The organism is Fusibacter bizertensis, from assembly GCF_029914245.1.
Classification (GTDB): domain Bacteria; phylum Bacillota; class Clostridia; order Peptostreptococcales; family Acidaminobacteraceae; genus Fusibacter_C; species Fusibacter_C bizertensis.
The window spans coordinates 388166-414853 of sequence record NZ_JARYZI010000001.1; the positions used below are offsets into that span (position 1 = coordinate 388166).

Below are 26688 nucleotides of genomic sequence, written 5' to 3' on the forward strand. Positions count from 1 at the left end.
TACTATTTATAAGCTCATATACTTACTCAACTTATCTATAGTACCGATAAATCGATCTTTTTCATCCATACTTGCGCCAGATTCAATATGCCAACATATCGCTAGTGCACCTTCAATATAAAGAATTTTACTTAAAACTGATCTTGGTATGTTCAACTTACAGCTTATTATTTTAAAAACTGTTTCGATGGTTTCATCAAGCTTAAACGGATCTGCTTCGTCCCAAAATTCATTAAGCATATACCTTGGAATATCAAATATAGGATCTCCCATTACACCTTTTGGGTCAATGATCCTGTAGCCATTTTCACTTTTTAAAATATTATGATAATGCAGATCACCATGTAATAACGTCTCGGAACTATATTCCTGAGTGAGCTTTACAAATAATGCTTTAGCGCGTTTCATATGTTCTGTAACATCGACCCATCGCTCTTGTGCTTCCATATAATCAGTAATTCTAAAAATCCAATCTTTATAGGATTTATATTTAACTGTTTGATTAAAAGGTTGCACTCTATGTGCACTTTCATTATTGATCACATGTAGCTGAAGATATAAATCACAAAATGTGTCTAGTCTTTTTTCAATTTGATTTTCTAAAGCAAGTTCAACCCCTGGTAAGATAGCTTCTTCTAAGAGAACACGATGTTCAAAATCAACTTCATACAGTTTACATACGCTAGGTCCACTTAAACCTTTCAGGGCATTTACTTCACTACTAAATTCTTCGAAATTCCTTCCGAATTTCATAATTATAGGCCCATGAATTTGGGAAAAACCTTTAAAAACTAAATTTGACGAAAATGAGTTAACAAGTTGCAACTTTTCGATATGCCACTTTATGATCAACGATTCTAATACAATACTCGTATCAGAAAAAAAGTCATTTCCAAATGCTTTGACAATTTGTTTGATATCTTCAGTTTTGAATTTGTAAGTCACTCTATTCCTCCATCAAAATTACTTTCTATTCAATTAAAATATGATTTTCTTTACAATATCAGTGTTATTTTTCATGATACTGTTCTCAGTAATGACGCCTCTTACAGAGCATAGTGGATAGACAATGCTATTTTTCCCTATAATAGTACCTGGATTTAAAACAGAATTACAGCCTATTTCAGCTGAATCGCCTAATATTGCACCAAACTTTCTAAGTCCGGTTTCGATAACATTTGAATCATATTTTACTTTCACTAAAGTGTTATCCGATTTTAAGTTTGATGTTATGACACCTGCTCCTAAATGGGCTTTAAACCCTAATATTGAATCACTTACATAATTAAAATGAGGCACTTGAACTCTATTAAAAAGAATTGCGTTTTTAATTTCAGTTGAGTTTCCAACGACAACATTATTGCCGATGATTACATTTCCTCTTATGTAAGCAGAATGTCTAATTTCACAATTATAACCAATAATTGCTGGACCTTTTATCAAAGCGCTTTTTTCAATAGTTGTTCCTTTGCCAACCCATATAAACTCCCCTATCATTTCAAAATCATCAGGTAACGTTTTTGCATACTCCAAAATAAACGCATTGATTTTTGGAAGCACTTCCCATGGCTCTTTAACGCCATCAAATATTGCCTGTGCATCTAGCTCACTTAGTGTTAGCAACTCATCTACTGAAATTCCCATAATTTCACCTCTCATTCACTTCAGAATCTAACTGATTAAAAAAAAGTTCCATAAATTTAATGCGTTCAGCAGCCATGTTTTTCGCATGTTCTGTATATAATTGTTCACACATGCTCTTATATTTGATTTGAAATTCTATATTTGGAGCATGTTTTTTATCCGTTTCTCTCATGTATTCTTCAACACTATCACGGTCAAACTTTTCATATAGTAAATCCCCATATTTACCGACCATTGCAAAAGATCTTGCGAGTCCAATAGCTCCTAACCCATCTAATTAACATCATAGCCTTTGGCTATTTCTTTACAGATTGTTTGAACTCTTTGAACATGATTTAAATCGTGCGCAGAACACTTGAATTTATGCTCAACAAAATCTTGAATCTTATGAAATTTAGATAAATTAATGTTACTCGTCATGTTACATCTCCCATTTCAATTTTCTTCCACCGATAACATGATAATGCATATGATATACTTCTTGTTGTCCGTCTTTTCCAGTATTCGTAATGACCCTAAATCCAGATTCATGAATTCCAAACTTGGTAGCAATAACTTTAATCGCTTTATGTATTTCAGCGATTATTTGATCATCTTCATCACTAATATCCATTATGTTTTCTATGTGTTTACGTGGTACAACTAATACATGAACATCTGCAATTGAAGTCAAACCGTAAAATGCAGCTACATACTCATTTGAATATATTATTTCCGCGTCCCTTTTACCTGCCATTATTTCACAAAAAACACATTGGCTCATTGTTATACACTCCTCTAATGGTAATTTTATAGATTACATATTCCAGACGCATCAAGGCATACAGTTTCATCATTGATGCCCACAATCACAAATGAAAAAGAAGGCAGTTGCCTTCTAAGAAATATTTAAATCAATCTATTTTAACAATACCATCAATCTATTTGCTTGAAATTAAAGTTTGATTAGACTTTTATCAATTCGCCTTAATTTGCTATTGGACTTTATAATAAGTTGAAAATCTGCTAAAATCCTTCCCATCTGTTTCAATCACGATTTCTCCCATGACGAAATCAGTTTTTCCATCTTCGTTTATTCCTAAAAAAAGCTTATGATATACATAATTTTCAAATCTCATCATATTCATTGGATCATATCCTTGAACTGTAAAATCACCATTAAAAATTTTAACTTTCTTATCTGCCTTGATATCATTGACAATTTTACAGATTTTATCAGTCCTATTATTAATCATAACTTGAATTTCTGGATTTTTATCTATTTCAATTTCCCATGATTTTAATGGGTAATTTTCAGTAATTAAATCAAAATTATACTTCAAATTTGGCTCTAATTTCTTTTTGAAATTAACATGCAAATCGTCCACAACTAAGCAAATCAGTGCACCGGTATAATACGCACTCCTTCTTATATCTAGAAATTTCTCATCAACTGTCGTAATCCAATCTATTGCTTTTTTCAGCTTCACTTTATATGTTTCAAGATTCAATTTTTTTAAAGAAATTAAAGCTACATATTCAGCAGCACCTTCTATGGTCTCAATTGATTTTTCATACAAAGAATTTTCACCAATAATTTCAAATCTGTTTTTTCTAACTAATATAAACTTATTAAAAAGCATCTCCTTCTTCTGATGATCTTCTTCCATCAAAGACTGTACTAATAGTTTTGATTCAAATAATTTAAGGTTAAAATTATGATACGTGATTGGATATGAAAGTGCCTTTATATCATTAAAAAATCTATTCTCACCAAATTGCATCTGATAGCTGTGATACATTTCATGAACAATTGAGGTGGCTAACAAGTCCAAATCTTTCATATCATTTTCTTCGATTTTCCATATCGCAATTTGCTTTCCAGCGTATATTATCGTTGTATTTCCAAGGAACTGATCTGTAATAGGTATTTCATAGGTTTCAAAATATACTGTTTTATCATCATATAGGGCAAATTCACATGGAGAAAATCCTTCCCATAGCTTATTAAAATCAATCTTTTGAATACGCTTTTGTATTTCCTTATAAATTTTATACATTTTTTATCTCTTTTCTTTAAAATAATAATAGAACTTTAAAATCCCGATAGTATTATCAAAGGCTAGTGAATTTGCTTTTTCAGAAAATTAGTGTGATTTTCGCAGCAAAATGTGATTAAAAAGAGAAATACTTTTGTATGGCTCTAAATCAGATACTTTCATTTCAATATCAAAAATTTTATCCAACCATTGAGGCTCAAGCTTTTCCACCTCATTACCTTGTAAAGCAAAAAATGTTTGTAAGCTTAAGATTTTCTCGATTTCAAGATTGGACCCCCACTTAGTTAACGCTTCTGGATCGTATACATACACTTTTCCAAAGGTATTGGAAATATGTCCTCCTTCTAGTAAATCAATTGCACCCTCGATATCATTCGCAACAGCCTTGGACATAATTCTACCTGCACCATTGTTTTTTACAATCGATAAAACACCACCTCGTTTAAGTATACGAGAAAATTCTTTGACTATTTCCTCACGTTCAGTTGCAAACTCGAGTACATTATGGCAAATGATGACATCAAATGTATCCTCATCAAAATCCTTTAGCTTTTTATACTGACCGATCATCTGCGTGTATTCATTTTCACGTTCACGTTCTTCAACCATATCAGCATTGGGCTCAATTGCGATAACATCATTGTTTTTAGCCAAATAATTTGCAGTAGTCCCAAATCCACTACCAAAATCAAGAATTTTTAAATCTTTTGTTTCAATATGTCTTTCTAATTGAGCCCATTTCAGTTTATATAGCATTACTTGTTGGGGCTGTTAATATTATTTTTGAAATTTTGTAAATATTCGTTTAGCATTTTTTCCTCCACTAGCTTTATTTGTATTATTTTGACTACTAATTATATTGGGACTTGATTTACATGAACAAAATATCATTGTGATAAAAATCAATTGACTAATTAAGCAGCTTCTCCTCATAGAACCTTCCGATTCATATACATATGATACAGTTCTCAATCATCATTCGGTTTTAATATATAATAATATCCAATCATAATAATGTAATTAAAAAGAAGGAACATTATAGTATTCATTCTGAGTTCAATGAACTGGAATCTAAGATACTCTTCTTCACTAATCGTCTTGATGACAACTCCTTTATCAGCTAAAACATACTTACCATCTATAATCTGTGTGCCCCCGCCTGACAAAAGTGAACCACTATAAAAAAAGATCACAACTGCAACTATTATAAAAATTACAATAGAATACTTTAAAATGATTGGCAATGAATTAAGTGCATCTAAAGGCGAAAAATCAATCCCTTTTGATTTATACTGATATATCGCATAAGCAACTAAACCAAATCCCAATATAAAAACACCTAGTATAAATGAGTTTAATATAGGTGTATATTGGTTAATCTCCAGATAAAAATATGTAGATAAGTGAAATAGAAAACCGAAAATAAAAAGTATACAATTAATGATTAACAATACAGCTCTCATTTAAAAGTCCCCCATCTAATACTAAGTATTTAATCACTTTTTTGTATCATCCACTTCACTTTTCAATATCGGGTATCCAAAATTTTTCATCATAAAAATCACACCTAATAATAAAATTATCACAGCCAATATTGCAGTAAGATTGCCGATTTAATTTAATCCACTTACACTCTCTTAATTTTATGTTCAATTGCATAAATCATTAGTATATTGAGTCCAACCAAGTAAATAGGAAATGCCAATGCAGAAAAATTCCATGTTTCTATTGCAAAAAAACTGGATGTTGCTAAAATTAATCCTCCTATAAATGCTTTGCTCTCTTCTGTTGCAGGATACTTCCACGCTTTCACAATAGTCGGAAATGCTGCAAAGCCGTCACTTATAATTGCAAATAATATAGCATAATTGGGATTTTTTGAGATATACCAAACTGCTAAAGCAAAAATAGACATTAGACCACATACGTAATCACCAGTATGAAGCTTCCAATAAGCATTCTTGTTTGCAAATGAGATCATGAAAACCAGCAAAGGTGTAAATCCAGACATAAAAACTGGCAATACAGATAAGCCAACACCATTTGAAATAGCAGCTGTAGTTGCAATAAGTGGCGCTATTGACCACATTAACCAAGTAATTTTGTTGGGTTGTATGTGTCCTTTATATACAGCTTTGATATATGAAAATGTGAAAAAAAGATTGATCAAAGTACCCGCAAAAACAATATATTTCATTAAATGATTCCTCTAATTCTTTCGTATGCTTTCGTTTTATTTCATATTCTTTCAAACTCACTATTATATCTAATCAATGATTCAAATCCCACAAATAGAGCGTATAGTTTCCCATAGATTTAAACCCTTTTTGGATCGCCAAATGGTAGTCATCAATTTCTTCACAGAAAAACATCATTGATTTTAATCCATTTTCATGACCATTTTGCAATGCTTTATGAAAAAGGGCTTCTCGAAGTGTATCAGATATCTCTGTAGTGGCTAAAATGTGTTGATTAGAGTCTTTTACACCAATAATACTAAGACCATACACATCACCTGTACCTTCAATTTCACGCACGAAAATCCCGCCAAGAATGGTGACTTCCTGTTCAGAGGAACACATATATGCGATGATGACACGAAAGTCTTGAAGATGCTTTTTAAGACGTTCTGAGGACCAGTAATAACCAGTATAAGCTTTATCGTGATACTCAAAATAGGAATTATAGATGTAATCGTTTGTTGTGTCATTTAATTCCAAGATTTTAATAGAGGGATCAAGTTTAAACATTTCACGATTCAAACTTTCGTGAAAACCATCATTAAAATCAAAACTTGTTATATAAGTTTCTTCAAGAAGTTCTGAATCTTCACTCTTAAAATACTCTGTAGCAGATTGATAGTCACTACGAATGCCACAGTATATTTTTTTTCCACCAAAACCTAGATCGTTTGAAATAAACTTTTTAAATAACGCCATAGCCGTAGAATAGTTTGTTTTTTCATCCTGGATATAAATTCCCTTATCCCATCCACCTATGTCTTCATTTTCTCTAAAAATCAGTGGAAATAGTGCAACAAGTGTACTTCCCTCAAATATACCAATAAGATAAAGACCTTTTTTCACAAAGAAACGAGCGAAGTCTTCACTAAGTTCATCTAAACTATTGTAATACGGAAAATAAAAGTAATTACGTTGTTGCGCAATGGGCCATGCAAAATTTATGGCATATTCGAGTTCGTTCTCCAGTAATAATCGCGTTGTATAAATCGGCATAATCTACTCCAAAAAATCATATTTTATGTTCTTACTTATGCAGTCCTAGAAACATTGGTCCAACCTTACAAGGCTTAATCTCTATCTTCTCCCAAACTTTTCCTATAACATACGGTTCTACTTTTAGATATTCATCAAGTTCCTCTTTAGTCTGAAAATCTACAATAATAAGTGATCCAATCATTTTACCAAAGTCATCCAGTATTGCAGCTGCGTACAAATGCTTCTTCTCATCTTTCATTTGTTCTATTTTTCTTAAATGCTCTTCCCGAAATGACGCTCTTCTTTCTAAAGCTTTTTCGTCATTGCCATCATACGCCATAATAATGTATTGCATAAAATTTCTCCTTTAGTTATATATTTTTAATTCTCAAATACTTTTTGCCATTATTCAATATTTAAGTATGATCTCCATTAGTTCAAACTCTCCAATTTGATTCTTGAATCGTATCAGAACACTTTATAATCTTGTGATTTAATCGGAGTCAATCATTAACATATCAGATACACTTATTTCTGTATTATGGTACCTTCTTCTTTCAACAGTTGAATTCCTAAAATCAATAGCTTGTGCTGGGCACCATGCAACACATGCAAAACATTGCTCACAATCATGTTTAAATTCTGGTTTGCCATCATTTCCTTTTATTATATTATCTACTGGACACACGGATGAACAAACACCACATTTTACACACTTTTCATTGATACTAAATCCGTCATCCATATGTTTTACCATATCATAGAAAGTTTCCTCCTTGGTTGTATATGTTCCCCCAACCTTTGCCCAAACCTTCTTTTGTACTGTGTTTTGTAATCCAAGTTTCACAACCAAACTTTCTATAAATACACTACTCGCTTCAGGTTCTGCAAACCCTTTTTCACTAATGAGTCGTGCTATCTCTCTTACTTTACATTGAGCCAATTCATTTGCTGCTTTAATCTCTAAATCCGAATGTTCCCTTATTATAAAGGAATCAAGAAACCCTCGTATTTTAAACCCGATAGGTTCAATATAGTTATAAGGCATTTTAATGCCATATCCCAAAGACAATGAGGCTCCAAGTTCCTGCAATAATTTATCTAACTGAATTAAGGTGATCCCAAGACCATTCCCATAAGTACATACAGCACTGAAGTGTATCTGTGATAAAGATATCCTCTGTGATAAGGTAATCAAGAAATCCTTTAAAATCAAAGGATAACTGTGATTATACATTGGAAAAACAAGGACAATCTGGTTGATGAGTTCAAGTGATTGCTCATCTTTCAAGTGCTTGCTCACCCTACGATAACTGAAATTCAATTCACTTGATAACAATTTTGCAATATACAGCGAATTACCCGTTCCACTGAAATAATATATCACTTCTCTCATATAGGTCTCCTTGATTCCATGTATTTCACTTAATCTTTTAACTATTATTGGTTAGCCACAATGAAGCTTCATAAAAACCTTCGGCAATAAAATTTGGTTCAGTTTTTATCCAAGTATCCCTATATTCATTCAAACTACCTGCTCCTACTCCAGTAAGAACCAATATCTTTTTTATGCCTATATTATGAGCAAACATCATATCTGACATCCCCATATCTCCTATCATATAACTATTTTCTTTGTCAATTTTGATATATGAATTTGCTTTTTCAAACAAACCAGTTTTAGGTTTTTTACACGAACATCCATCATCTCTCGTATGAGGGCAGCAATAAAATTCTAAATTGGATATTCCAAACTTTTTCACTTCTAATACAATTTCATTTTTTTTAGCTTCATATATTTCTTTCGATATGTTACCTTTTGAAATTCTACTTTGATTTGTTACCACTACTAACCTATATCCGTGATCAGCAAGAAGTTTTAATCCCTTTAAAACTTTAGGATAAAACTCAAAGCTAGATATATCACCGAGAGGATCACCTCCTAAAGTCCCTTGTAAATCCATTAAAATTGTTTTCATTTTTTCTCCTAACAGACCTATGATCACCTAGAGCTTGCATAAGTATAAATTATAAGGTTCTTTATAATAGATAGGATTGTTCTCTACATCACGTGCATGATTATCCCAATTAATGCTCTTGATATGTTCTTTAAAGCCCCATGAATTATATATTTTACTTAGCTTTTCATATTCTCTGTTATCTATACCTATGGTGGCTTCTTTAAAGCCCTTACTTCTTAATCTGTTTAAAACAGTCATCATCAATTGACTAGAGTAACCCTTTCCTCTAAATCTTTCATTTACTCGAAGTGCACATAAATAGGCTCTATTTAATCCGTCGGCTTCATCCTTATCTTTAGAATTCCATATGATATACAATTCGCCAACAATATGTCCACATTCCTCTATAGCCCAAAATTCAATGTTTCTCGATTCAATACCTTCAGTAAAGTACTTGCATGTATTACTTTCACTGTCTTTCCATAGTTTTTTCATTTCTTCTATATTTGCTGCTCTAATTCTCATTTAATGCCTCCATAATTTTCATCAGTACCAACAAATGAAAGCTAAAAACATCTAGGATAAAGGTGTTATCTTTGAAGTAAAGCTTACAACTCCAAACATGTTTTTAAGGACAACTCAACAAGATTTTTCCTGATCTCTCCTCTGCTATTAAATTGACGGGAGTCCCATTCTACTCCGCTTAGGTCATCACCACCAAATAATATTTGACCCAATACAACATTGCGAAATTTAGATACTGCAAAAAAAGCAGCAGCTTCCATTTCCACCGTAACACATCCTTCTGAAACCCTTAGTGCAATCTTATCTTCAGTTTCTCTGTAAAATGCATCAGTCGTCCATGTTTTTGCTTTGATATAAGGGATTTTTTCTTTTTCGAACACTTCTACTATAGTATCAAGTGCATGTTTGTTACACTCAATTTCTCTTGAAGGCGCTACATAGTGATAGGATACCCCTTCATCTCTAACCGCTGAATCAGGTATGACGAGATGACCTACCTGAATCCCCTTTTGTAAAACGCCTGCAGCGCCACAAACTATGAACTTTTTAAATCCCATAGCAATTAGTTCTTCCAATAAACCAGCAGAACCAGCTGCACCTAAAAATCCCTGCACGATTGCAATAGATTTTCCATTATACTTAGTTTCATAAATTGGTAAATTAACTGTTGCTGAGTAGAAAGTTGCAACTTGATTTAACATTCCTGACTGTAACATTTCCTTAATTACATCACCAAAAAAAGTGATGACGCAGTACTCAGTAGCTTCTATTTTAGCTGCTAAGTTTGACGGATTTATTTTTGCTTTTGAATTTGGATCAAATTCCAAAATTGGGTATTCTCTTTTTTCAAACATAATTTCATTTCTCCTATTTCTTTTTTTGTTATCAATTTTTTCCCTTTCAGATATTGAATTTCATATAATATTTATGCAGTAAATATCGCTTAAGTATGGAAATAATGTGGTCAATAATCGTGATTTAACTTTAAGTGTTAAGTTGATGATTATTGCTTCTGATATATGCTTTTAGCATACTTTATTACGATTATTGATATTATAATTAGGCCTATAATAGTTAACAAATTGGTGTAATACATATAAAAAGTGAAACTATTTTCATAGAACACAAAGTTTGGTAGAACCATAATGAAACTTAGAATCATCATTAGAGTTCCAGCTAATTCATTAGATTTTCGCCAAATTTCTTTGTTTTCCATTGTATACTTATTACGTACTCCAAACCATAGATTCGGCTTTGATCTGGCTGTTACTCGTTTCGTCACAATTCCACCGACAGCAAAGATTAAACTAACCCCGATGTTTACAAAATATAAAAACTCCATCTTAGTCTCCTTGTACGTGGGTAACCTTGATTTCACAATTATGATAACTATTCATCATTCTTATCTTGTCTGAAATCATAAGTATCCTTATTGATGTCTAAATATATTTCATTAATCTTAATTATTTGGTCATTAAGCCAAGTTATATTTACTTCACTTTGTCTATATTTCCAATAAATGTTTCGACTTTTGTTTATTAGTCTATCATTAAATATAATTTCACAACGTATTGATTCTGAGACAGTTGCATTACCTCGAACAAGATAAACATTTACTGTGCTATTGCCATTTGGAGAATCTATTGAATCAATGAGTTCACCTTTAGGCAAACTGTTCATGCTAAAGAAAAATCTATAAATCAAAAGACCTATTAATATAACTATCGCTATGATGATTAGAAATACATATCGTATAATTTTCCTCATTTTATCCTCTTAGTCATAAGTTTGGGGGGTGAAGTAACTTTATCGAATATTTATCTAATTGACTCGTATAAAATGACCTAATTCATTATTTCAAACTAGATATTCCCATTGATATAAGCTGTTCTTTCATCAATTCATTTGCAATCTCTAAAGCTTCTGCCTTTGTGTCACACGGATAGGTCAACATATTACCATCCTCATTGCTCCATCCTATATCTAAAATTCTAACTGAAACACTAGTAAAATCTCTATCTAAATATACATCCCCATAGGTTCTTGCATATCCTTCTGGACTCGAGTAACTTAGCAAATTACTTCCATCTAATTCATATGTAAGATGATATTCTTTCCCATCAATTTCTAGATTTCCTTGAAATGAAAAATCACCCGTAGAGTTCCACTTTCCAGTACCTTTCATCTTTAAAGTTGATTTTTCAGATGCTAAATTATTTTCTCCAAGTTTATAAGACACACCAGTAAATACTTTGTCAATTTCAAAAATTTGATCTATTAACACCTCTTTATTCTCTGTTTCAATTACTTGAGTAGTATCAGTCTCATTTTCATTAGAAGTGATTGTAACATTCTTATTAGAACAGCCACACATTATGATACAAAACAAGATAAGTATAGTTAATTTTCTTTTCAATTGTTACCTCTCTCTCCAATAGGATTTGTTTAAGGTAAAAGACTTAAAATAATCCACCGTTATATTTTTTCTGTGCAACAAGCATCATCCTAAATCCAATGACAAAGAAAACAGCAAAAAACACCCAGCCATATGAAGTCTCACTTATAAAATCAATAATTCCAGTTAGAATCATTCCCAGTCCCATGATCATACAAGCTTTACCCATCTTTTCTGTATAGGGTTTCTTATCACTTTCTGAAACTTTTTTATAATGATAATCATGTATCAGTGTAATCTGCTGTTTTTTCCATATTCTCCAACCTAGAAAACAAAATAATAGTCCAATAATCAACATTAAGATTAACTCAAACATTTCTACCTCCATAAAAATCAAACTCTCACTTACTCAATTTCTACTCAAAACTTCCTCTACTTCAAGGACTATATGTTCTTCTGAATCATATCCATTAATCACAATTTGACTTCCTGAAATTTCACTCACATCAGCACTCCAAAAACTAATCCCCGAAACATTTTTCACTGATGTTTTTAAGGAGTCATTGTTATCAGTCAGTGTTAGAACAGAGATTTTATCATCTTCAACTAATCCAAAACAGACTATTTTGTCATCCATAATTTGTTTAGGTAATTCCATAAATAATATTCCAATTGAATCTAATATCCGTTCATAATCACTTACAACACCACTATATATGGCTTTATAATTAAAAATTCCATGTTTTACGATTGTATACTGAAGATGACCATCTTCAATTTTTGATAATATTATTGTCTTATTTCCGATTTGGTCCATATGTAATATTTCATAATTCATATTGGAATTAGCCCCTATAACATCCTCAATTGAATTTTTTTGAGAATTAAGAAAAGCAATTAATAATATGACTACAATTACAATCATTATAGATATTCTTTTTTTACTCATTTTTCCTCCGATTAAATTTTTGGCATATTTTATTAATTTTGGGTTTATGTACTCATGCTCAACTTATAAGTTATCCTTTTCTTCCCCCCTTTTATCAATAATAAAAAAGGTGCATGCATATATGCATACACCGTTACAATTCAAATAAAGCATGCTAAAAAAACTATAGCGCTTCATCGGTAATCGGAGTGTCAGCACAATATGTCACCACTAATTCAAATTCAATAATTTCCTTTGCAATAATAGCATTAATCAACATTTGTATTACCTCCTTTTACTCTATTTAACTTATGTTAGCATGATTGATATTTATGAGTCAATTTTTTTCAAAACTTGTCATTGAATTGTCATATTATTCTAACAATAACATCTCGATGTGCTAGACCTCTTAATCATGTATCAATTTTTTATATTTTTGTACCCGAAACAATTGCATTGATACACTAAAAGCCGTTATAATGTCATTATGAGTTATAAAAATTTAAATCCAATCATAAAAAAATTCATATGGGTCGTGTTTCTTTACGGATTAACTTCCGCTTCATTTCAAGGCTTTTTTGGCATTTACGTCAAAGAACTGGGGTATTCTGAAGCTATCGTTGGCAGTATTCTTTCTTTAAGGCGCTTATCTGTAGCACTCATGGCATTTGTAATCACCTTTATCTCCGGAAAGATTGGGCATAAGCGGACGCTACTGCTTGGTCTTTTAGTTGTGGGATTCAGCAGTATGACCATAGTCATGACTGAAAACATCGTTCTTATGCGTCTTATTTCCATCATCTTCGGCTTTGGTCAAGCTGCCATGTTAACGGTTGAATCACCTTTTATTTATAACCAAGCCGATCAAGAAGAACGCGTTCATGCCTTTAGCCTTACGTTTGCAGTTAGAAATGCAGCTTTCATGACTGGTTCGTTATTTACAGGGATGCTTGCCGAGCGATTCGCCGTCACTTTTGGTGAAGGTGCTGTCTCGATACGCTATGCACTCATTGTGATTAGCGCCATGAGCCTAATTGCTATCATTCCATTATCAAGGCTTAAACCACGACCATCTTCAGCAACAAAACGGCTCAATCTTCAGGAATTAAAAGGCTTTTTCACTATCGAAAATATCCTTTTTCTATCCTATACCGGTATCATTGGCCTAGGTGCAGGTCTCGTTGTACCATTTTTTGGTGTCTATCTCAAATATATGCTAGACACTTCTGAAAGTGTCGTTGGATTGATTCTAAGCTTCGCCCAATTTGGTACGGTTGTAGGTGGTTTATGTGTTCCGATGCTCAGTAACAGGTTCGGTGATTATAAGACAATCGTAATCACACAACTCCTAAGCATTCCACTTCTAATAGCGATTGGGCTTCCTCAGGGTATAATTATCGTCGCAATTGCCTTCTTTTTACGAAGCTCACTTATGAATATGGGGCAACCCCTTATAAGAAACATCTCAATGCATGTTGTGGCTGAGCATCATCGCCCTCTGATGAGTGCTATGCGCGCGATGATGAACAATTTATCACGAGCAGCAGGGATTTTTATAGGTGGCTACATTATGGCTAATTACAACTACAATACACCATATATGTTCACCATCGCTTTATACCTTATAGGTACTATGGTTTTCTACTCATTATTTAAAAACGATATAAAAAAGACATCTAACTTTCACTAAATTATAGGATTATAGGATGCAAAGGTTTACCTCTAATTAAGTATAGAGCCCTTCAAATCATATAAACTTTTTTCATATAATGCTTCTCCTATCTCTAGCTATAAACAATCTAGATATTCCATATCCTATCAAAATAGTTGTAAAACACAGTACATACATCATAAAAAGTTCAGCTTTCCCTTTGCCAGTACTACTACTCTCTTTTGTCGTTATATATCGATTCATTTCTTCAGTTATATCATTATTATCTTTGTCATATAATTGATATTTTTCTAATTGAGTATGTGAATCAACACCAAACACTGTTAAAATCTCCGATTTATCATGAACATTTTCTGAAAACATTTCTCCAGAATATGTTTTAATACTAAACGATGAGATCTTATCATCATAATTTGTTCCAATGATTGCCAGATAATCTCCCCGATTTGTTTTGAAGGGTTCCCCTTGAAGGACTCTATTTCTTATATTAAAGCTTGCATTTCTTATTTGATATCTCGAGTTAATTCCTTTGTATAATGTCGTAAAGCCAATAATGTCATTTGATCTCATCGTATAATATACGGATAAAGTATTATCAACTTTTATGTAATCAATTACTGTAACGTTTTCTTCTAAAAACTCTTCAATACTTGTTTCTAATTCATTCAGTTCTGGCTTGATGCTGTATTCGCTTGAATAAATCAGATATGCAATCATAATGGATATCATAATTATTGTTATTCTTATTACTTTTAAATATTTCATATTTCAGATCTCCCATCCTATTCTCCTAAAAAGATTGATATTATTGTTATATTTACACACTTCCATTTCCAATATCAAACTAAGCATAGCTTACTCAATATTCTAACAGTGCTTTCAAATATTCTATAACTTTATCAATATGAAGATTTCTATTCCTACCGAGGTCAGTTTTATTCTTACATTGTAAAGCCAGAAATTATCATTGAAGTTCCTATTATTACTCCTTACTTCAAACCAAACAACGGTAACAAATAAAAATTCAATGCAATCATCAATACAATATATAAAAATAATCCCACCATTGATAGGACACCGTAGTCTCCAAATGCGATGTTATTATAATCTCTATTTCTAAAATGTTTTCCTAAATAATTTCAATTTTTGCTACTTCTTCAATTGGAACTGTAATATCGGAGAGCAAATTTCCTTCTGTTATAACTAAATTATTCTTTGCAAAAGCACGGATTTCAACATTTAAGAACTCAGTATCTTTTCCAATTAATCCACTCCAAAAATGTTTTTCATCTAACGCAATATTTACTCTCTTTCCAAGAAAGAATTCCTTACCAATACTGTTATACTTCAACAAATCAATTTGTTGTTTATCTGCTTTAGAACTCAACTTTATCTCAGTCGTAAATTTTTTTGCAATTCCTACAACTGTGGTTTTATTGCCTTTCTCAGTTAAAAAATATAGAAAATAACTATCTTGAGCTATTAAATACCCATCAAAAATGCCATCATTCCAAGCTGTAAGCTCAGCCGTACATTTTTTGTTTATAAATTGTTGAATTTTTTCATCTCTTTCTTCAAAATGATCATTACATGCTGAGATCAGTTCTTTATTATCAGCATTATAATTATCTAAAAGTGAATCGATACTGATATTTAATACTCTAGATAATGCTTTCAGATTTTCAATATCTGGAATTCCTTTGTCAGATTCCCACTTCGCTATTGCTGACCTTGATACAGAGAGCCTCTTTGCTAATTCTTCTTGTGACAAATTCATCATTTTTCTTTTTTTGGCAATCTTTTCTCCTAACATTATTACGTCTCCTCCTTACAGCAACTATGAGAATAGAATAATACCCATTTGACTATATAGGCAAGATACTTTTCATGACAATATTGTTACCTTTCGTAACAGGTAATATTTATGCCTCTTTTTACTCATAAATCGTCTTATTTCTTTTAATTTTCATTAAAGCTCTATCCTCATTTTTTAAGTAATTAACCGAGATTAGTATTTAAAGTTATTTGTATTCAAAATAGCTGACGAAAAAGTCTCCCGTCCATTATGCTCGTTTATTCTTATATTAATTATTGTTCTAATTTTCGATTAGTATCTGTGGATTCTTCAAAACAACATCTAGATGAATTGACGACTTATTGTCAATACCGTAAAAAGACCCATCACCAATTCCAAAATGACATGTATTAAGAATACTCTCATCAATTCCAATAATTCCAGTAGGTTCCATTTGCGACAATCCAATCCCCAGCTCAACAATCGCTGATGCTTCGTTCTCAATTTTTGATAGGTGTTGCTGAAGTATATCGTTTCCTATAACATTAACAATTTTCCCATTTTTAACAAGCAATTTAAATGATGATGAAATTAAACCGAATTTCTCAAGCATTTTTCCCTCTCTGTATAGTTGCCCTAAAGTTAAATCGACTACTATTTCTCCATTGGCAGACCCTAAATGAATACCAGCATAAATCTCTGAAGGTGGAAGAAAAGCAATATCACTATTTTCATTTATAAAATGATTAAATGAACCAAATTTATTAATTCGGAAACTTATATTTGTTCCAGTTTCAGATTTGACGGTTACTTGTGACTCGTTTTTTTCTCCCATATAGTGATTGATTTTTGCTTTAACCAGTTGATCATCAGTATTAAGTCCTTCGATAAGTGATTTCAATGATATATCCAATCTTATAAAGATATATCTACTGCTTATTCCTTTTGGCTTTCTAAATGTGGGATAAAATCTATTCATTGCTTTGTGTATAAAACTGTCAAATGATAAAATTACAACGAGATAATCGTTAGAATTCAATTTTTCAAATTTTGTAATTTGAACTTCTGAATCGTCTATATTGTGAATCGTGCAACTACTGTAACTTAAGCAAGATTGTATCCATTCAGCAATTTTTAATTGCTGGTTGTCTGTTACTAAATGTATATTTGACTTGCTAGTATCTCCAAACCAGTTGTAAAGTTTCATATTTTCTCCTTATTTCTCCTGTTGTTCTAAGAACATGTACTATTGATATATGATACTTAATTAACTTTTTCTCTTTTACGCTCAATGTACTTCATCTTACTACTGATAAGTACAATTGAAAAGATGCCTCCCCAAGAAATGATAAATCAGTAAATTACAGAAGTAGAAATGCTAAATATCCAATTATAATTACTATTAAAAAAATAATTGATAATATTTTATTTAATTTTACCAATCCTTCACGTGGCTCTAAATCATCATTTTTATATTGCCATCTTCTACCAAATAAGTAGCTTTTTTCAGGTTCTTTAATTGAATAAATTAACACTCCAATTAGTGGCAATATAATTATCGAATAGATTATCTTTTGAAATATATTTTCCATCTTCAAGCCTCCGTATGTAACTGGTGTTAAGTGTTGTACTTGTACTGTTTGTAATGTTTGGCAAGAAAAGCAATTGTATTATTTTATTTTTTCATAGAACACAAGTGTCATATTTTCATTTATTATTAGTATCTCTTCTTTTTTTTGAATGTAGCCCAATTTTTCATATAGGTGACAATTTCCCTTCTCTTGTAATATTGTAGACAACACCCACTTAGCCGCATCTGAATGATAACCTTCAATCATGGTCATCGCTTTTTGTGCGATCCCTCTATTCCAATATTCTGGAAGTACACAAAGTGCTGAAATTTTAAATATCTTACCTTCTAATTCAGTGACGCGTACCCATCCGACACTTACATTATTTAATTGAAAAATATATGATGTTGTATTGGATTTCTCCATTTTCTCTAGAACCTTATCAATACTTTCCATCGCTGGATTTGTCTCGTAATCCCTATATTTATTTAGTAAGGATTCAAAAGATTTTTTCTGAATACTATGAACAATTTCAACACTTTCACTTGAAACCTTACTTACACTTAGCATTTTATCCTCCACTTTTTAAATTATCCTGCATTGCATTAAGCCTTTGCTTGGAACACTTCCAGTCATTACATGACAAAACAAACAGTAGTTTATTAATCTACAAAGTTCCACCCCAAACGCCTTAGTATCTCTATAGACTTACTATCCTTCGCATAATAACTTTCATACCTTGCTGCTATACGTATAATGACTTTATGCTGTTTAAAGTACCGGTTCCTTTCATCTGGAAACTGACTCCTATAAACCTCTAAAATGGACAACTTCTTTAACAATTCTTCTTTGTTAAGTTTGAATACTGCAGTCACCATTTCATCTTTAGTACAAATTCTATTCATAAGACTTTTCTTTACATTTCGTGGTAACCACCATAGTTTTTTCTTAACATAAGTTTCTGGGAATCTAGTTATCTGGATTAACTCTATTCCATTAATTAAACAAGCCTTTTAGCAAATGTGTGCTAACGCCTTATGGTCTGGATGTCCATTAACACCATTCATATCGAAACTAAATATTTGTGTAGGACATTCCTTCTCAATTACATCAATTATATCTGATATTACTTTTTTTTCATTCCAATTCTTTGAGTTTCCATCCTCAAGTCCTAAATTAAAAGATCTAGATACACCGAGTTTATTACATGCAGCGAGATACTCTTCTTCCCTAATTTGAGAAATGCTCATCGTTTTAAGGAGTTTCTGTTTCTCATTACGAATTTTTCCAGCTTCACCTTTAGTGGCACAAACTAAACTTATTTCAATTCCTAAGGAAATTGCTTTAACTATTGTTCCAGCCATTCCAAACTCATCATCTGGATGTGCAAAAATACCCATTATCTTGATTTTTTCCATTGAAATCTCCATGAGGTTTGTCTTTTATTATGCTGTTGAATTTCACTAAATCATTCAAACAAATTTAAGATTGTTTAATTAAGATGATACATCCAGGTTGAAAAGGTACGTTCATCATTATTATTCACACCCTTTTTAGCAAGGGTAAATAATAGTGTGTTTTGATTCAGCCAGACATAGGAATTAAAATAATCATTATCATCAGGAAATTGATCAACTGTTGTTAAATTTTTAGTTTTAAAATCATAGATGATAAACCCGTTTATAAAATCAGCATCTGAACTGATATAACTACAAATAAATTTACTATTATCTGGGCTAAATTTATTATAAGCATCTCTAGCATCTATTTGATTGGGTAGGTTAATATCTATAATTGGGATTATCTTATCCCCATCAAATTCGACCAAATGGATTATTGGAGAAATCCAATCATTGAAATAAGCAATTTTGTTTGCTGAAGTAGCATAGATTGTACCATCAATCCCTAGTGGAATGACTTCGCCATCCATTGTAAAAACTTTAAATTCATTGCCATATGGACCCATCGTGTAAACCAGTAAGTTTTTATCATCTAGCCATTTTTCCGGTCTAAAGTATTCACCTTTATCTAAATTGGCTTTAAATAAAGTTTCTTTTCCAGTCGCAGAATCCACTAAATATAAATCATTTGTCCCATCGTCAAATGAATCACGATTGGAAATATAAGCAATTTTTTCAGTTGTAGCATTTGCAGTAACAAAACTATTAGGAAAGACCTGATTCATTCCAAATCGTTTAATTGACGCATCAAATAGAGCAGAATATGTATCTTCATCCATTTCTATGATTTTTTGAATTGCCATGGATTTAGCATCTATCCGCCAAATACCATTCTCTAGAACAATGACAGTTTGGCTTCCATCATCGCTGAAAATATAATTAAAATATTGAGAACTAATTTCTATAATTGGCTTTAGAACAAAACCATTTTTAACTTTAATCCGTTCACAGTTTAAAGTTGCTTTCTGATCAATAGTTACAGTTATTTGTTCTATCGATTGCGTCTCTATGCCATAAACAAATGGTTTACTTAGTTCTTGAACCATCTGCATTTCCAGTTCTACATAATTCTCCTTTAAATATCTTCCATCTGGTAAAATATTATCAGTTAAATACGCATTGGGATCTTTATTAATTTGTTGAAGTTCTTGTTTCGTCAGTGGTGGTTTATCGGTATCAACTAATTGATTTAAGATTTCATTCACTTCACTAGGTTGTAGCATTTTACTAAGCAGTAAATTTTGTGAACCTAAACTTTCAAACGCATAACTCGATGCATTATAAAGCGTCCATGATTCCTTCTTTGTAAACCCTCTATCAGTCATAAAGAATGCCGTTAATAAACCAATTATTAGTAAGCCAATCGGTATCAATCTGTTCATAAGATTACCTCTTTTAAGTTATTTTATAACTTTTAACGTTGTGCCTTTCTTTATTTCCATGATCAACTTATAAGGATAATAACTGACGACACCTATAATTAGTCCACCTAGACATGAAACAATAGGCGTTGCAAAAAGTACAATTAAGAGTGGTATTATGTAACCATCTGGATTTCCGGTTAAGCTAAGTATAGTTCTAATGAAGTTCATAAATGCGGTAAACAGTCCTGTTAAAAATCCTATAATTCCTGATAACTCTAAATAACTATTGAATGCTAATCTTTTTATTTTTATCGTTTCCATGATTTTTATCTCCTTTTATGGTTTAAGATTTAGAATACTAAATTTTTACATGATGAGAACTCATTGAAAAATGAACGATTCGACCTATTGGCTTATGAATCTATTTATTATGCCTTTGATATACTGAACAAATTGTCCTCAACATAAAATGTTGCAGGATTGATGATTTCTATTTTATTCTTTATTTGCAAAATTGTTCTCGTACAATGGCTCTCAGCTTCTTTAATAAAATTGAAAATACTTACTAAAGGATAAACTTGCATCTCATTATCTATGAACTGGACTGAAAAATCGTCATTTAGGCTTTTAGAGAGCTCACTGATCCAGGATTTATCAATTTCATCAATTTCTTCTTCAATACTAGTGAAATTGAACTTTTCTAGCTCAAATTCCTCAATCAAAATGGGGTTCAACTTATACATATCTTTATAACCAAGTTCATATAATTTGTTTTTATTTGTTTTACTTCTAATATATGTATCTTGGATTTGTTTTAACCAAATTGCATCAGCCAATAAATGTACAAAATATCCCAATTTGTAATCACTTAGATTTTCACTTTCCATATATTTATTTAGGAACTCTTGATAATTAATTCCCTTTTGTTTTTCATTCGTATATCCAAAATGTGCCCTTTCATAATCGCCATTTCCCCATTTAGATACATCAGGTACTAAATTCCCTATATGAAATTCTATTGGATTAATTGTTTTAATATTTTCTAAAATTTTCTTTCCTATGCAATAGTGCATAATTCTTGATGCCATATTAACTCCAGTTCAATTTTTTTGTAATACATATATTTTTCAATTATTTATTATATCTGTGTCAATGCTTTTAATCCAAACTATTTAAGTATTCACATACTGTAACTATAGGCTCCCAATCTGTTAACTTTGAAACCTCATCAAATGCAATCCATTTATATTGCTCATGTTCATTTGTTATTCTTATGTCCGGTTTAGTATTTATGATCATTAGGAAGCAAACGTCCTCCATATCCATTTCAATCCCATTTTTAGGTTCTCGATAGTTAAATTCAAATGGTAATTTCTCTATGTAGTCAAAGTTTGTTATTCCAGTTTCTTCATATACCTCTCTAATAGCAGTATCGCATGCTAATTCATTGGTTTCTATACCACCACAAACAGGCTGCCAGTATCCTGATCTTTCCTTCGTTCTTTTTAACATTAACAATTTGGAGTCAGTAGAACAGACAATATATACTTGAAAATTTTATCTTATCATTTTTCTCCTCCATCCAATTTTGTTTTTATACACGTTTTGTTTAGACATTTTTCACTTAACGTTTCTGTTATGTCATGTGATTATTTTTTTCCAATAATTACGTACCATTCCATATCATCATAATTCTTGACTTGATGATGTATAAAACTATATAATTCAATCTCTTTAAAGCCGATCTCTTTAAGATAATTAACTAGTACCTCTTTTGTAAATGGGTAATATAGTTCAGAAAATTCTTCCCTTCTGAAAATTCTATTTTCTTTCTCAAATGAATATAATAAGTTAAAAGTAATTGTTCCATTATCATTATAGTCCCAAACTTGCATTGCATTTATTCTTTCATTGTCTTTAATCATTGGTTGATAATAATAAAATCTATTGTTTGTATCTAAGATCCGGTCCCAGTTTCTTGTATCAATGTAAATATATCCTCCAGCTTTAATTAATTTCGACATCTGGTCTATTGCTGTTTTTACATCATCGTTATTTACATGTGCTAGTGAATTTCCAGTGCTCATAACACAGTCAAACTGCTCGTGAATCTGATTAGTTAAATCTCTAAAATCACTTTGAATCAATTTAATATCCAATTGCTCAATTATATTTTTTTCGTGTGCTTGTTCTAGCATTTCATTGCTTATATCCGACCCGGATACTTTATAGCCCATCTTTGAGAGCACTTTGGTTAGATTGCCTGTTCCATAACTACAATCATGAATAGAAGTAATTTTTTTGTTGTTAAATACAGTTTCATAATGGTTTTTCAATAACTCAGTCATATTTTCAGTGAATAATATATCGTATATATCAGGTCTATTATAAATACTTTTCTGACTGCTCATTAGAATTCCTCTCTTTGTCATATCATTTAGTGATTTCATCATAGATTGTTCCATTGCGCTTTCAAATTAACCAAATAACTTAAACAATCTGATATGTTTTTTCCATACGATAATTCTGTCTATTCGCTTCTTAAAAGCACTCCGATGATCTGCTAATATTGATATCCCACAGCTACCAGCTATATATTCAACAACTTGATCAATTGTCATCTCATCAGTATCAATGTGCTCCTTAAAGTATTCATCCCTAAAACTTTCAACACATCTCTCTATCTGTTGAAATGACCATGAACCTATTTTGTCACCCCGTCCCTTTAATCGCTTGAATAAAGTTTCATGATTTGCAAGTAAAGTGAAATGATATATATCTTTTCCACTATCATGCAACGCTTGCGTTATCTCTTCCAAATACTGTTTATTGGTCACAGTCATTGGGACAATCACGATACCATCATAATGGTTACAAATGTGAAGTAGCATCTCTCGATTAATAGTTCTCCACATCGGATAATCTTGAAAATCACCAATTGCCAACTCTTTTGGTATGTTATCTCGAATATAAAACCCAGCTTCTTCTGGATCAAATACATGCGACTTCTCAATTCGCTTCAATAACTCATATGCAGTTTGTGTCTTTCCACTCCCAAATGCGCCATTTAACCATATAATCATTTTAATAGCTCCCAATACGTATTCGTTTCGGTTTTAATCATATTTGCTCCATAACTTCCTATTTTAGAGTTTATATTCAAATTCAAATAGAGATTTTTCACTGTCATCTATTATTTCAATTGTAATTTTATCTATCACAGTTTTGAACTCAACATCAAAATCAGATAGCTCACTTACAACACTTCTATATTCATTTTCATCCGTTATTTTAGCAATAGTGATATGAGGGATATAGGGTATAAATCTGTTGTGGTGAGGCTTTAAGATACCTTTATATAGCTGATCATGCAGCTCAATCATCTTATCATTGCCAATTTTTACATCAAGAAATACATATCCATCTGAAGCACCCGTTATTCCTTTTGCAATTAATTCAAATGGTCCAACGTCTTTTAATTGTTTTTCCATATGTTCTATCAATTCTTTGGTTGTTAATTCACTTTGAAAAGGAAAAACAAGAGTGAGATGTGGCGCTATATAGTTAAACAACGGATCATATTTTTCTCTTATTTCATCAATAAGTTCTAAATTACTAAAGTGCGGGAATATTACTATAGCTCTATTCGTCATATATTTGATCCTTTGATTTCAACTTATAATTAGCCTCTTTGAGCAATTTAATTCCATCGTAAATTCCCCAAAATGGAATCAATGAATACAAAATACGTTTTAACTTCTCATTACGATTATAATTTAATGCACTTGTCAGTCTTGTGACGCCATTAAGCGTAAAAATAATATTGATCGCTACTGTTGGTATTAAACCCATCATCACTACGCCAAATATTACAACTCCTGCAAGTGCACCCAAAATTGCTACAGGAATAAACCATACAGAAGAACAAAGTACAAGCAGTGGATATAATGAAACAGCACCAAGCGCAATCATAATTAATATAATAACAAATATCGTATTAATCGTCGTCATATAAAGTGATTTTATGTAAAGTCTAACTGATTTACTCAAATTCATCATTTCGATATGATCTGAAACTTCAGTGGCTAAGAAAAAATTACTTCTTACAAAATAAATCGTATAAATCATAAGCATAATTGCCAGTAAGTATAAACCTTCGATCTTAAATGCATAAATTAAAAAAAATGGAAGCGAAATGGCTAAAGGCATCCAAAGCGTAATTAAAGAAATCCCCAAAACGAAATTGATATAACGGTTTCTAAAAAAAGAAAATACAATTAATGTGACTAATATTATTCCAGATATTACAATTAAGTTTGTCATGTTTATAATTTTTCCTCCAAATTTTGATACCAGCAAGGATCACTTTCTTTCCTCAAGAGTAAACCACCGTACATTTCTATCTTCCACAAACCCTAACTTTTTAGCCAGATTCATACTCTTAAAGTTATCTGCTTCGATATGCACATAGACAGCAAAACCATCTTTTCTGAGTCGTTCTGCAATCCACTTAGTTACAGCTTCGCCATATCCCTTACCGCGGTGCTCTGGCTGGACAAATAAAAAACCAATAGCTCCATCATCATGTGTAATCGCCCATGCCACAAGTTTACCTTCAAGACGTACACAAGCACCGTAACCGTTCTTTATCTGCTCAGTGACATACTCAAGATCCGTGTATTCATTATACGCATGTGAGTTTTGAATTTCTATTGCGTCATCTACAGTAAGTACACTCACCTGTGCTTCACTATGAGGTAACGTCACACCATTTGGCAAATAAAACCTTGTACAGACCATCTCTCTCGTGCGAACAAAATCTCTCGTAATTGTATCCACCATCCAGTCCTCAACAAGCGCAAAATTCACATAGTCTTCAGACAATAGCTTCACTAATGCGCTGAGTGATTCGGTTTTCGCTTCATTACTGTTTATATAAACCCATGGTCGATCACTATTTCCAACAAATACCTCACCCTCTTTTGTGAGACTCTCAAAAAGCGGTGTATGATACGCTTTAAAAAAACGCATATTGTCATATGGCGTTGATACTACTTTGCTCATATAATCCCTCCTTACTATGTATAATATGCTCTATTTGGTATGTGTTTTATCTATATAAATTTCATCTTCCTGAAATCACTTAAACTGCACATACTGATTTGTCTGATTTATCTGAGTTTTTTGATAACACTATAACAATTATATCAGAAAACTATCACATGAATATTTCATTATAATTAAAAATCGTCTCATTAAGAGACGATTTACTTTATATCATATTTACATATTGATGTTTAATAGCGTGTTTGGCTGCTATCTAAATAAGATACTGATTCAGATGTCCATTAGACCTAAAAATCATAATTATAGTTCGCTAGTTTCTGATTTTCGGAATTATACAAAGTCAACTGAAAATTAATCAAATTGAAATTTACATCTCTAACAGCAGTAATGCCAACTCTATAAACATTATCATCTATCTTCAATGTTTCAGTATCTGCAGGAGAAGCAAATAAGACTTTTTTATCATCAATCGTTATATATGTTGATATAAACGGCTTCTGATCATCGAATTTGAACGCATAATCATCTATGAGAATATCACCGTTAAAGACGTAGCAATAGCTGTAGTTGAAAAAACCTTTCTTTATTATCACTGGATTTACTTTTTTTGTAACGTTTCCCTTTATTGTTATCTTCGTTGGTTCATTTAATATGCTCGTTTCGAATTCTGAAAAAACTTTAGTGGGGTTCGCTGAATAGGTTTCATCTATACTAAAAGTCTCAGTTTTGTTGTAAAGCAAATTATCTGTGACAATGATAAGTATGCATACAATAATTACTATGGTGATTACAATATATGATTTTCTTCGTTTTTCACGTCCCATACTTAGTTTATTGAACATAAGCCATTTCCCCTTTACATAGTTTTATGATTGAAACAAATGGACTAAATTTTATTGATCGCTCTTCAAAACCCTTGGTTAGTTTAATCACTAATATGGGATTCTTGTAACGTTCACGTAGTTTTCGATTACTCACTTACTTTTTATCTTAACTGAATTATATTATACCAATTTGTAGATAAAAAGACACCCTCTACAGGGCTGCAA

38 protein-coding genes are annotated in these 26688 nt (G+C 31.7%); 1 reads left to right on the forward strand and 37 read right to left on the reverse strand.

What is annotated here, in order from left to right; translation table 11 throughout:
• Positions 1-6: 6 nt before the first annotated feature.
• The 20 genes from QE109_RS01935 to QE109_RS02025 form a co-directional block, all read right to left on the reverse strand.
• Entirely contained in the window at positions 7-945 is a 939-nt protein-coding gene (locus QE109_RS01935) for an aminoglycoside phosphotransferase family protein (RefSeq protein WP_281092686.1), read from the reverse strand.
• Between the two features lie 33 nt (positions 946-978).
• The gene (locus QE109_RS01940; protein WP_281092687.1) at positions 979-1644 is read right to left on the reverse strand and encodes an acyltransferase; all 666 of its coding nucleotides are present in this window, start codon (positions 1642-1644) and stop codon (positions 979-981) included.
• A gap of 4 nt (positions 1645-1648) precedes the next feature.
• Positions 1649-1879 carry a hypothetical protein gene (locus QE109_RS01945; RefSeq protein WP_281092688.1) on the reverse strand — a complete coding sequence of 77 codons (231 nt, stop codon included), beginning with the start codon at positions 1877-1879 and terminating at the stop codon, positions 1649-1651.
• Between the two features lie 38 nt (positions 1880-1917).
• Positions 1918-2064: an HD domain-containing protein gene (locus tag QE109_RS01950; RefSeq protein ID WP_281092689.1), complete on the reverse strand. Its 147-nt coding sequence runs from the start codon at positions 2062-2064 to the stop codon at positions 1918-1920.
• 1 nt (position 2065) lies between these two features.
• Entirely contained in the window at positions 2066-2407 is a 342-nt protein-coding gene (locus QE109_RS01955) for an HIT domain-containing protein (RefSeq protein WP_281092690.1), read from the reverse strand.
• A gap of 211 nt (positions 2408-2618) precedes the next feature.
• Complete coding sequence (locus tag QE109_RS01960; RefSeq protein WP_281092691.1) at positions 2619-3683, reverse strand: hypothetical protein; 1065 nt, start codon at positions 3681-3683, stop codon at positions 2619-2621.
• 87 nt (positions 3684-3770) lie between these two features.
• Positions 3771-4439: a class I SAM-dependent methyltransferase gene (locus QE109_RS01965; RefSeq protein WP_281092692.1), complete on the reverse strand. Its 669-nt coding sequence runs from the start codon at positions 4437-4439 to the stop codon at positions 3771-3773.
• A gap of 212 nt (positions 4440-4651) precedes the next feature.
• Positions 4652-5146 (reverse strand): hypothetical protein, encoded by a 495-nt coding sequence (locus tag QE109_RS01970; protein ID WP_281092693.1) that lies wholly within the window; start codon positions 5144-5146, stop codon positions 4652-4654.
• Positions 5147-5310: 164 nt separating this feature from the next.
• Complete coding sequence (locus QE109_RS01975) at positions 5311-5880, reverse strand: hypothetical protein (protein ID WP_281092694.1); 570 nt, start codon at positions 5878-5880, stop codon at positions 5311-5313.
• Between the two features lie 73 nt (positions 5881-5953).
• Entirely contained in the window at positions 5954-6919 is a 966-nt protein-coding gene (locus QE109_RS01980; RefSeq protein WP_281092695.1) for a hypothetical protein, read from the reverse strand.
• Positions 6920-6950: 31 nt separating this feature from the next.
• Complete coding sequence (locus tag QE109_RS01985) at positions 6951-7256, reverse strand: YciI family protein (protein WP_281092696.1); 306 nt, start codon at positions 7254-7256, stop codon at positions 6951-6953.
• 138 nt (positions 7257-7394) lie between these two features.
• Positions 7395-8297, reverse strand: a complete 903-nt coding sequence (locus QE109_RS01990; protein ID WP_281092697.1) for an EFR1 family ferrodoxin — start codon at positions 8295-8297, stop codon at positions 7395-7397.
• A gap of 37 nt (positions 8298-8334) precedes the next feature.
• Positions 8335-8880 (reverse strand): D-glycero-alpha-D-manno-heptose-1,7-bisphosphate 7-phosphatase, encoded by a 546-nt coding sequence (locus QE109_RS01995; protein WP_281092698.1) that lies wholly within the window; start codon positions 8878-8880, stop codon positions 8335-8337.
• Positions 8881-8907: 27 nt separating this feature from the next.
• The gene (locus QE109_RS02000; protein WP_281092699.1) at positions 8908-9387 is read right to left on the reverse strand and encodes a GNAT family N-acetyltransferase; all 480 of its coding nucleotides are present in this window, start codon (positions 9385-9387) and stop codon (positions 8908-8910) included.
• 83 nt (positions 9388-9470) lie between these two features.
• Positions 9471-10241: a nucleoside phosphorylase gene (locus QE109_RS02005; protein WP_281092700.1), complete on the reverse strand. Its 771-nt coding sequence runs from the start codon at positions 10239-10241 to the stop codon at positions 9471-9473.
• 149 nt (positions 10242-10390) lie between these two features.
• Entirely contained in the window at positions 10391-10729 is a 339-nt protein-coding gene (locus QE109_RS17735; RefSeq protein ID WP_425365101.1) for an SdpI family protein, read from the reverse strand.
• Positions 10730-10776: 47 nt separating this feature from the next.
• Entirely contained in the window at positions 10777-11154 is a 378-nt protein-coding gene (locus tag QE109_RS02010) for a DUF5412 family protein (protein WP_281092701.1), read from the reverse strand.
• 85 nt (positions 11155-11239) lie between these two features.
• Complete coding sequence (locus tag QE109_RS02015; protein WP_281092702.1) at positions 11240-11803, reverse strand: hypothetical protein; 564 nt, start codon at positions 11801-11803, stop codon at positions 11240-11242.
• Positions 11804-11846: 43 nt separating this feature from the next.
• Positions 11847-12158 carry a DUF3784 domain-containing protein gene (locus tag QE109_RS02020; protein ID WP_281092703.1) on the reverse strand — a complete coding sequence of 104 codons (312 nt, stop codon included), beginning with the start codon at positions 12156-12158 and terminating at the stop codon, positions 11847-11849.
• A gap of 33 nt (positions 12159-12191) precedes the next feature.
• Positions 12192-12731, reverse strand: coding sequence for a hypothetical protein (locus QE109_RS02025; protein WP_281092704.1), 540 nt, complete (start codon positions 12729-12731; stop codon positions 12192-12194).
• Between the two features lie 466 nt (positions 12732-13197).
• Here QE109_RS02025 and QE109_RS02030 point away from each other — a divergent pair, with 466 nt between their 5' ends.
• Positions 13198-14400, forward strand: a complete 1203-nt coding sequence (locus QE109_RS02030) for an MFS transporter (protein WP_281092705.1) — start codon at positions 13198-13200, stop codon at positions 14398-14400.
• Positions 14401-14472: 72 nt separating this feature from the next.
• On the opposite strand, the gene QE109_RS02035 is transcribed toward QE109_RS02030, so the two are convergent.
• From QE109_RS02035 to QE109_RS02115, 17 genes are all read right to left on the reverse strand, one after another.
• The gene (locus QE109_RS02035; RefSeq protein WP_281092706.1) at positions 14473-15147 is read right to left on the reverse strand and encodes a hypothetical protein; all 675 of its coding nucleotides are present in this window, start codon (positions 15145-15147) and stop codon (positions 14473-14475) included.
• A 364-nt stretch (positions 15148-15511) separates the two neighbouring features.
• Positions 15512-16195, reverse strand: coding sequence for a helix-turn-helix domain-containing protein (locus tag QE109_RS02040; RefSeq protein WP_281092707.1), 684 nt, complete (start codon positions 16193-16195; stop codon positions 15512-15514).
• Between the two features lie 283 nt (positions 16196-16478).
• The gene (locus tag QE109_RS02045) at positions 16479-17384 is read right to left on the reverse strand and encodes a M29 family metallopeptidase (RefSeq protein WP_281092708.1); all 906 of its coding nucleotides are present in this window, start codon (positions 17382-17384) and stop codon (positions 16479-16481) included.
• 154 nt (positions 17385-17538) lie between these two features.
• Positions 17539-17769 carry a hypothetical protein gene (locus QE109_RS02050; protein ID WP_281092709.1) on the reverse strand — a complete coding sequence of 77 codons (231 nt, stop codon included), beginning with the start codon at positions 17767-17769 and terminating at the stop codon, positions 17539-17541.
• Between the two features lie 78 nt (positions 17770-17847).
• On the reverse strand, positions 17848-18318 hold the full coding sequence (locus QE109_RS02055) for a GNAT family N-acetyltransferase (protein ID WP_281092710.1): 471 nt from the start codon (positions 18316-18318) through the stop codon (positions 17848-17850).
• A gap of 92 nt (positions 18319-18410) precedes the next feature.
• Positions 18411-18653, reverse strand: a complete 243-nt coding sequence (locus QE109_RS02060; RefSeq protein ID WP_281092711.1) for a hypothetical protein — start codon at positions 18651-18653, stop codon at positions 18411-18413.
• A gap of 108 nt (positions 18654-18761) precedes the next feature.
• The gene (locus QE109_RS02065; protein WP_281092712.1) at positions 18762-19166 is read right to left on the reverse strand and encodes a PIG-L family deacetylase; all 405 of its coding nucleotides are present in this window, start codon (positions 19164-19166) and stop codon (positions 18762-18764) included.
• A 74-nt stretch (positions 19167-19240) separates the two neighbouring features.
• Complete coding sequence (locus QE109_RS02070) at positions 19241-20590, reverse strand: hypothetical protein (RefSeq protein WP_281092713.1); 1350 nt, start codon at positions 20588-20590, stop codon at positions 19241-19243.
• Between the two features lie 18 nt (positions 20591-20608).
• Positions 20609-20893, reverse strand: coding sequence for a hypothetical protein (locus tag QE109_RS02075; RefSeq protein WP_281092714.1), 285 nt, complete (start codon positions 20891-20893; stop codon positions 20609-20611).
• 107 nt (positions 20894-21000) lie between these two features.
• Positions 21001-21660: a hypothetical protein gene (locus QE109_RS02080; RefSeq protein WP_281092715.1), complete on the reverse strand. Its 660-nt coding sequence runs from the start codon at positions 21658-21660 to the stop codon at positions 21001-21003.
• A gap of 70 nt (positions 21661-21730) precedes the next feature.
• The gene (locus QE109_RS02085) at positions 21731-22114 is read right to left on the reverse strand and encodes an NUDIX domain-containing protein (protein WP_281092979.1); all 384 of its coding nucleotides are present in this window, start codon (positions 22112-22114) and stop codon (positions 21731-21733) included.
• 107 nt (positions 22115-22221) lie between these two features.
• The gene (locus tag QE109_RS02090; protein WP_281092716.1) at positions 22222-23022 is read right to left on the reverse strand and encodes a class I SAM-dependent methyltransferase; all 801 of its coding nucleotides are present in this window, start codon (positions 23020-23022) and stop codon (positions 22222-22224) included.
• Positions 23023-23049: 27 nt separating this feature from the next.
• A complete protein-coding gene (locus tag QE109_RS02095; RefSeq protein WP_281092717.1) occupies positions 23050-23655 on the reverse strand; it encodes a DEAD/DEAH box helicase family protein in 606 nt (201 codons plus the stop codon).
• Between the two features lie 63 nt (positions 23656-23718).
• A complete protein-coding gene (locus tag QE109_RS02100; protein WP_281092718.1) occupies positions 23719-24225 on the reverse strand; it encodes a 2'-5' RNA ligase family protein in 507 nt (168 codons plus the stop codon).
• Positions 24215-24895, reverse strand: a complete 681-nt coding sequence (locus QE109_RS02105) for a hypothetical protein (RefSeq protein ID WP_281092719.1) — start codon at positions 24893-24895, stop codon at positions 24215-24217. Before QE109_RS02105 ends, QE109_RS02100 begins: the two co-directional genes overlap by 11 nt.
• A gap of 39 nt (positions 24896-24934) precedes the next feature.
• The gene (locus tag QE109_RS02110; protein ID WP_281092720.1) at positions 24935-25636 is read right to left on the reverse strand and encodes a GNAT family N-acetyltransferase; all 702 of its coding nucleotides are present in this window, start codon (positions 25634-25636) and stop codon (positions 24935-24937) included.
• 290 nt (positions 25637-25926) lie between these two features.
• Positions 25927-26481, reverse strand: a complete 555-nt coding sequence (locus QE109_RS02115) for a hypothetical protein (protein WP_281092721.1) — start codon at positions 26479-26481, stop codon at positions 25927-25929.
• Between the last annotated feature and the right edge of the window lie 207 nt (positions 26482-26688).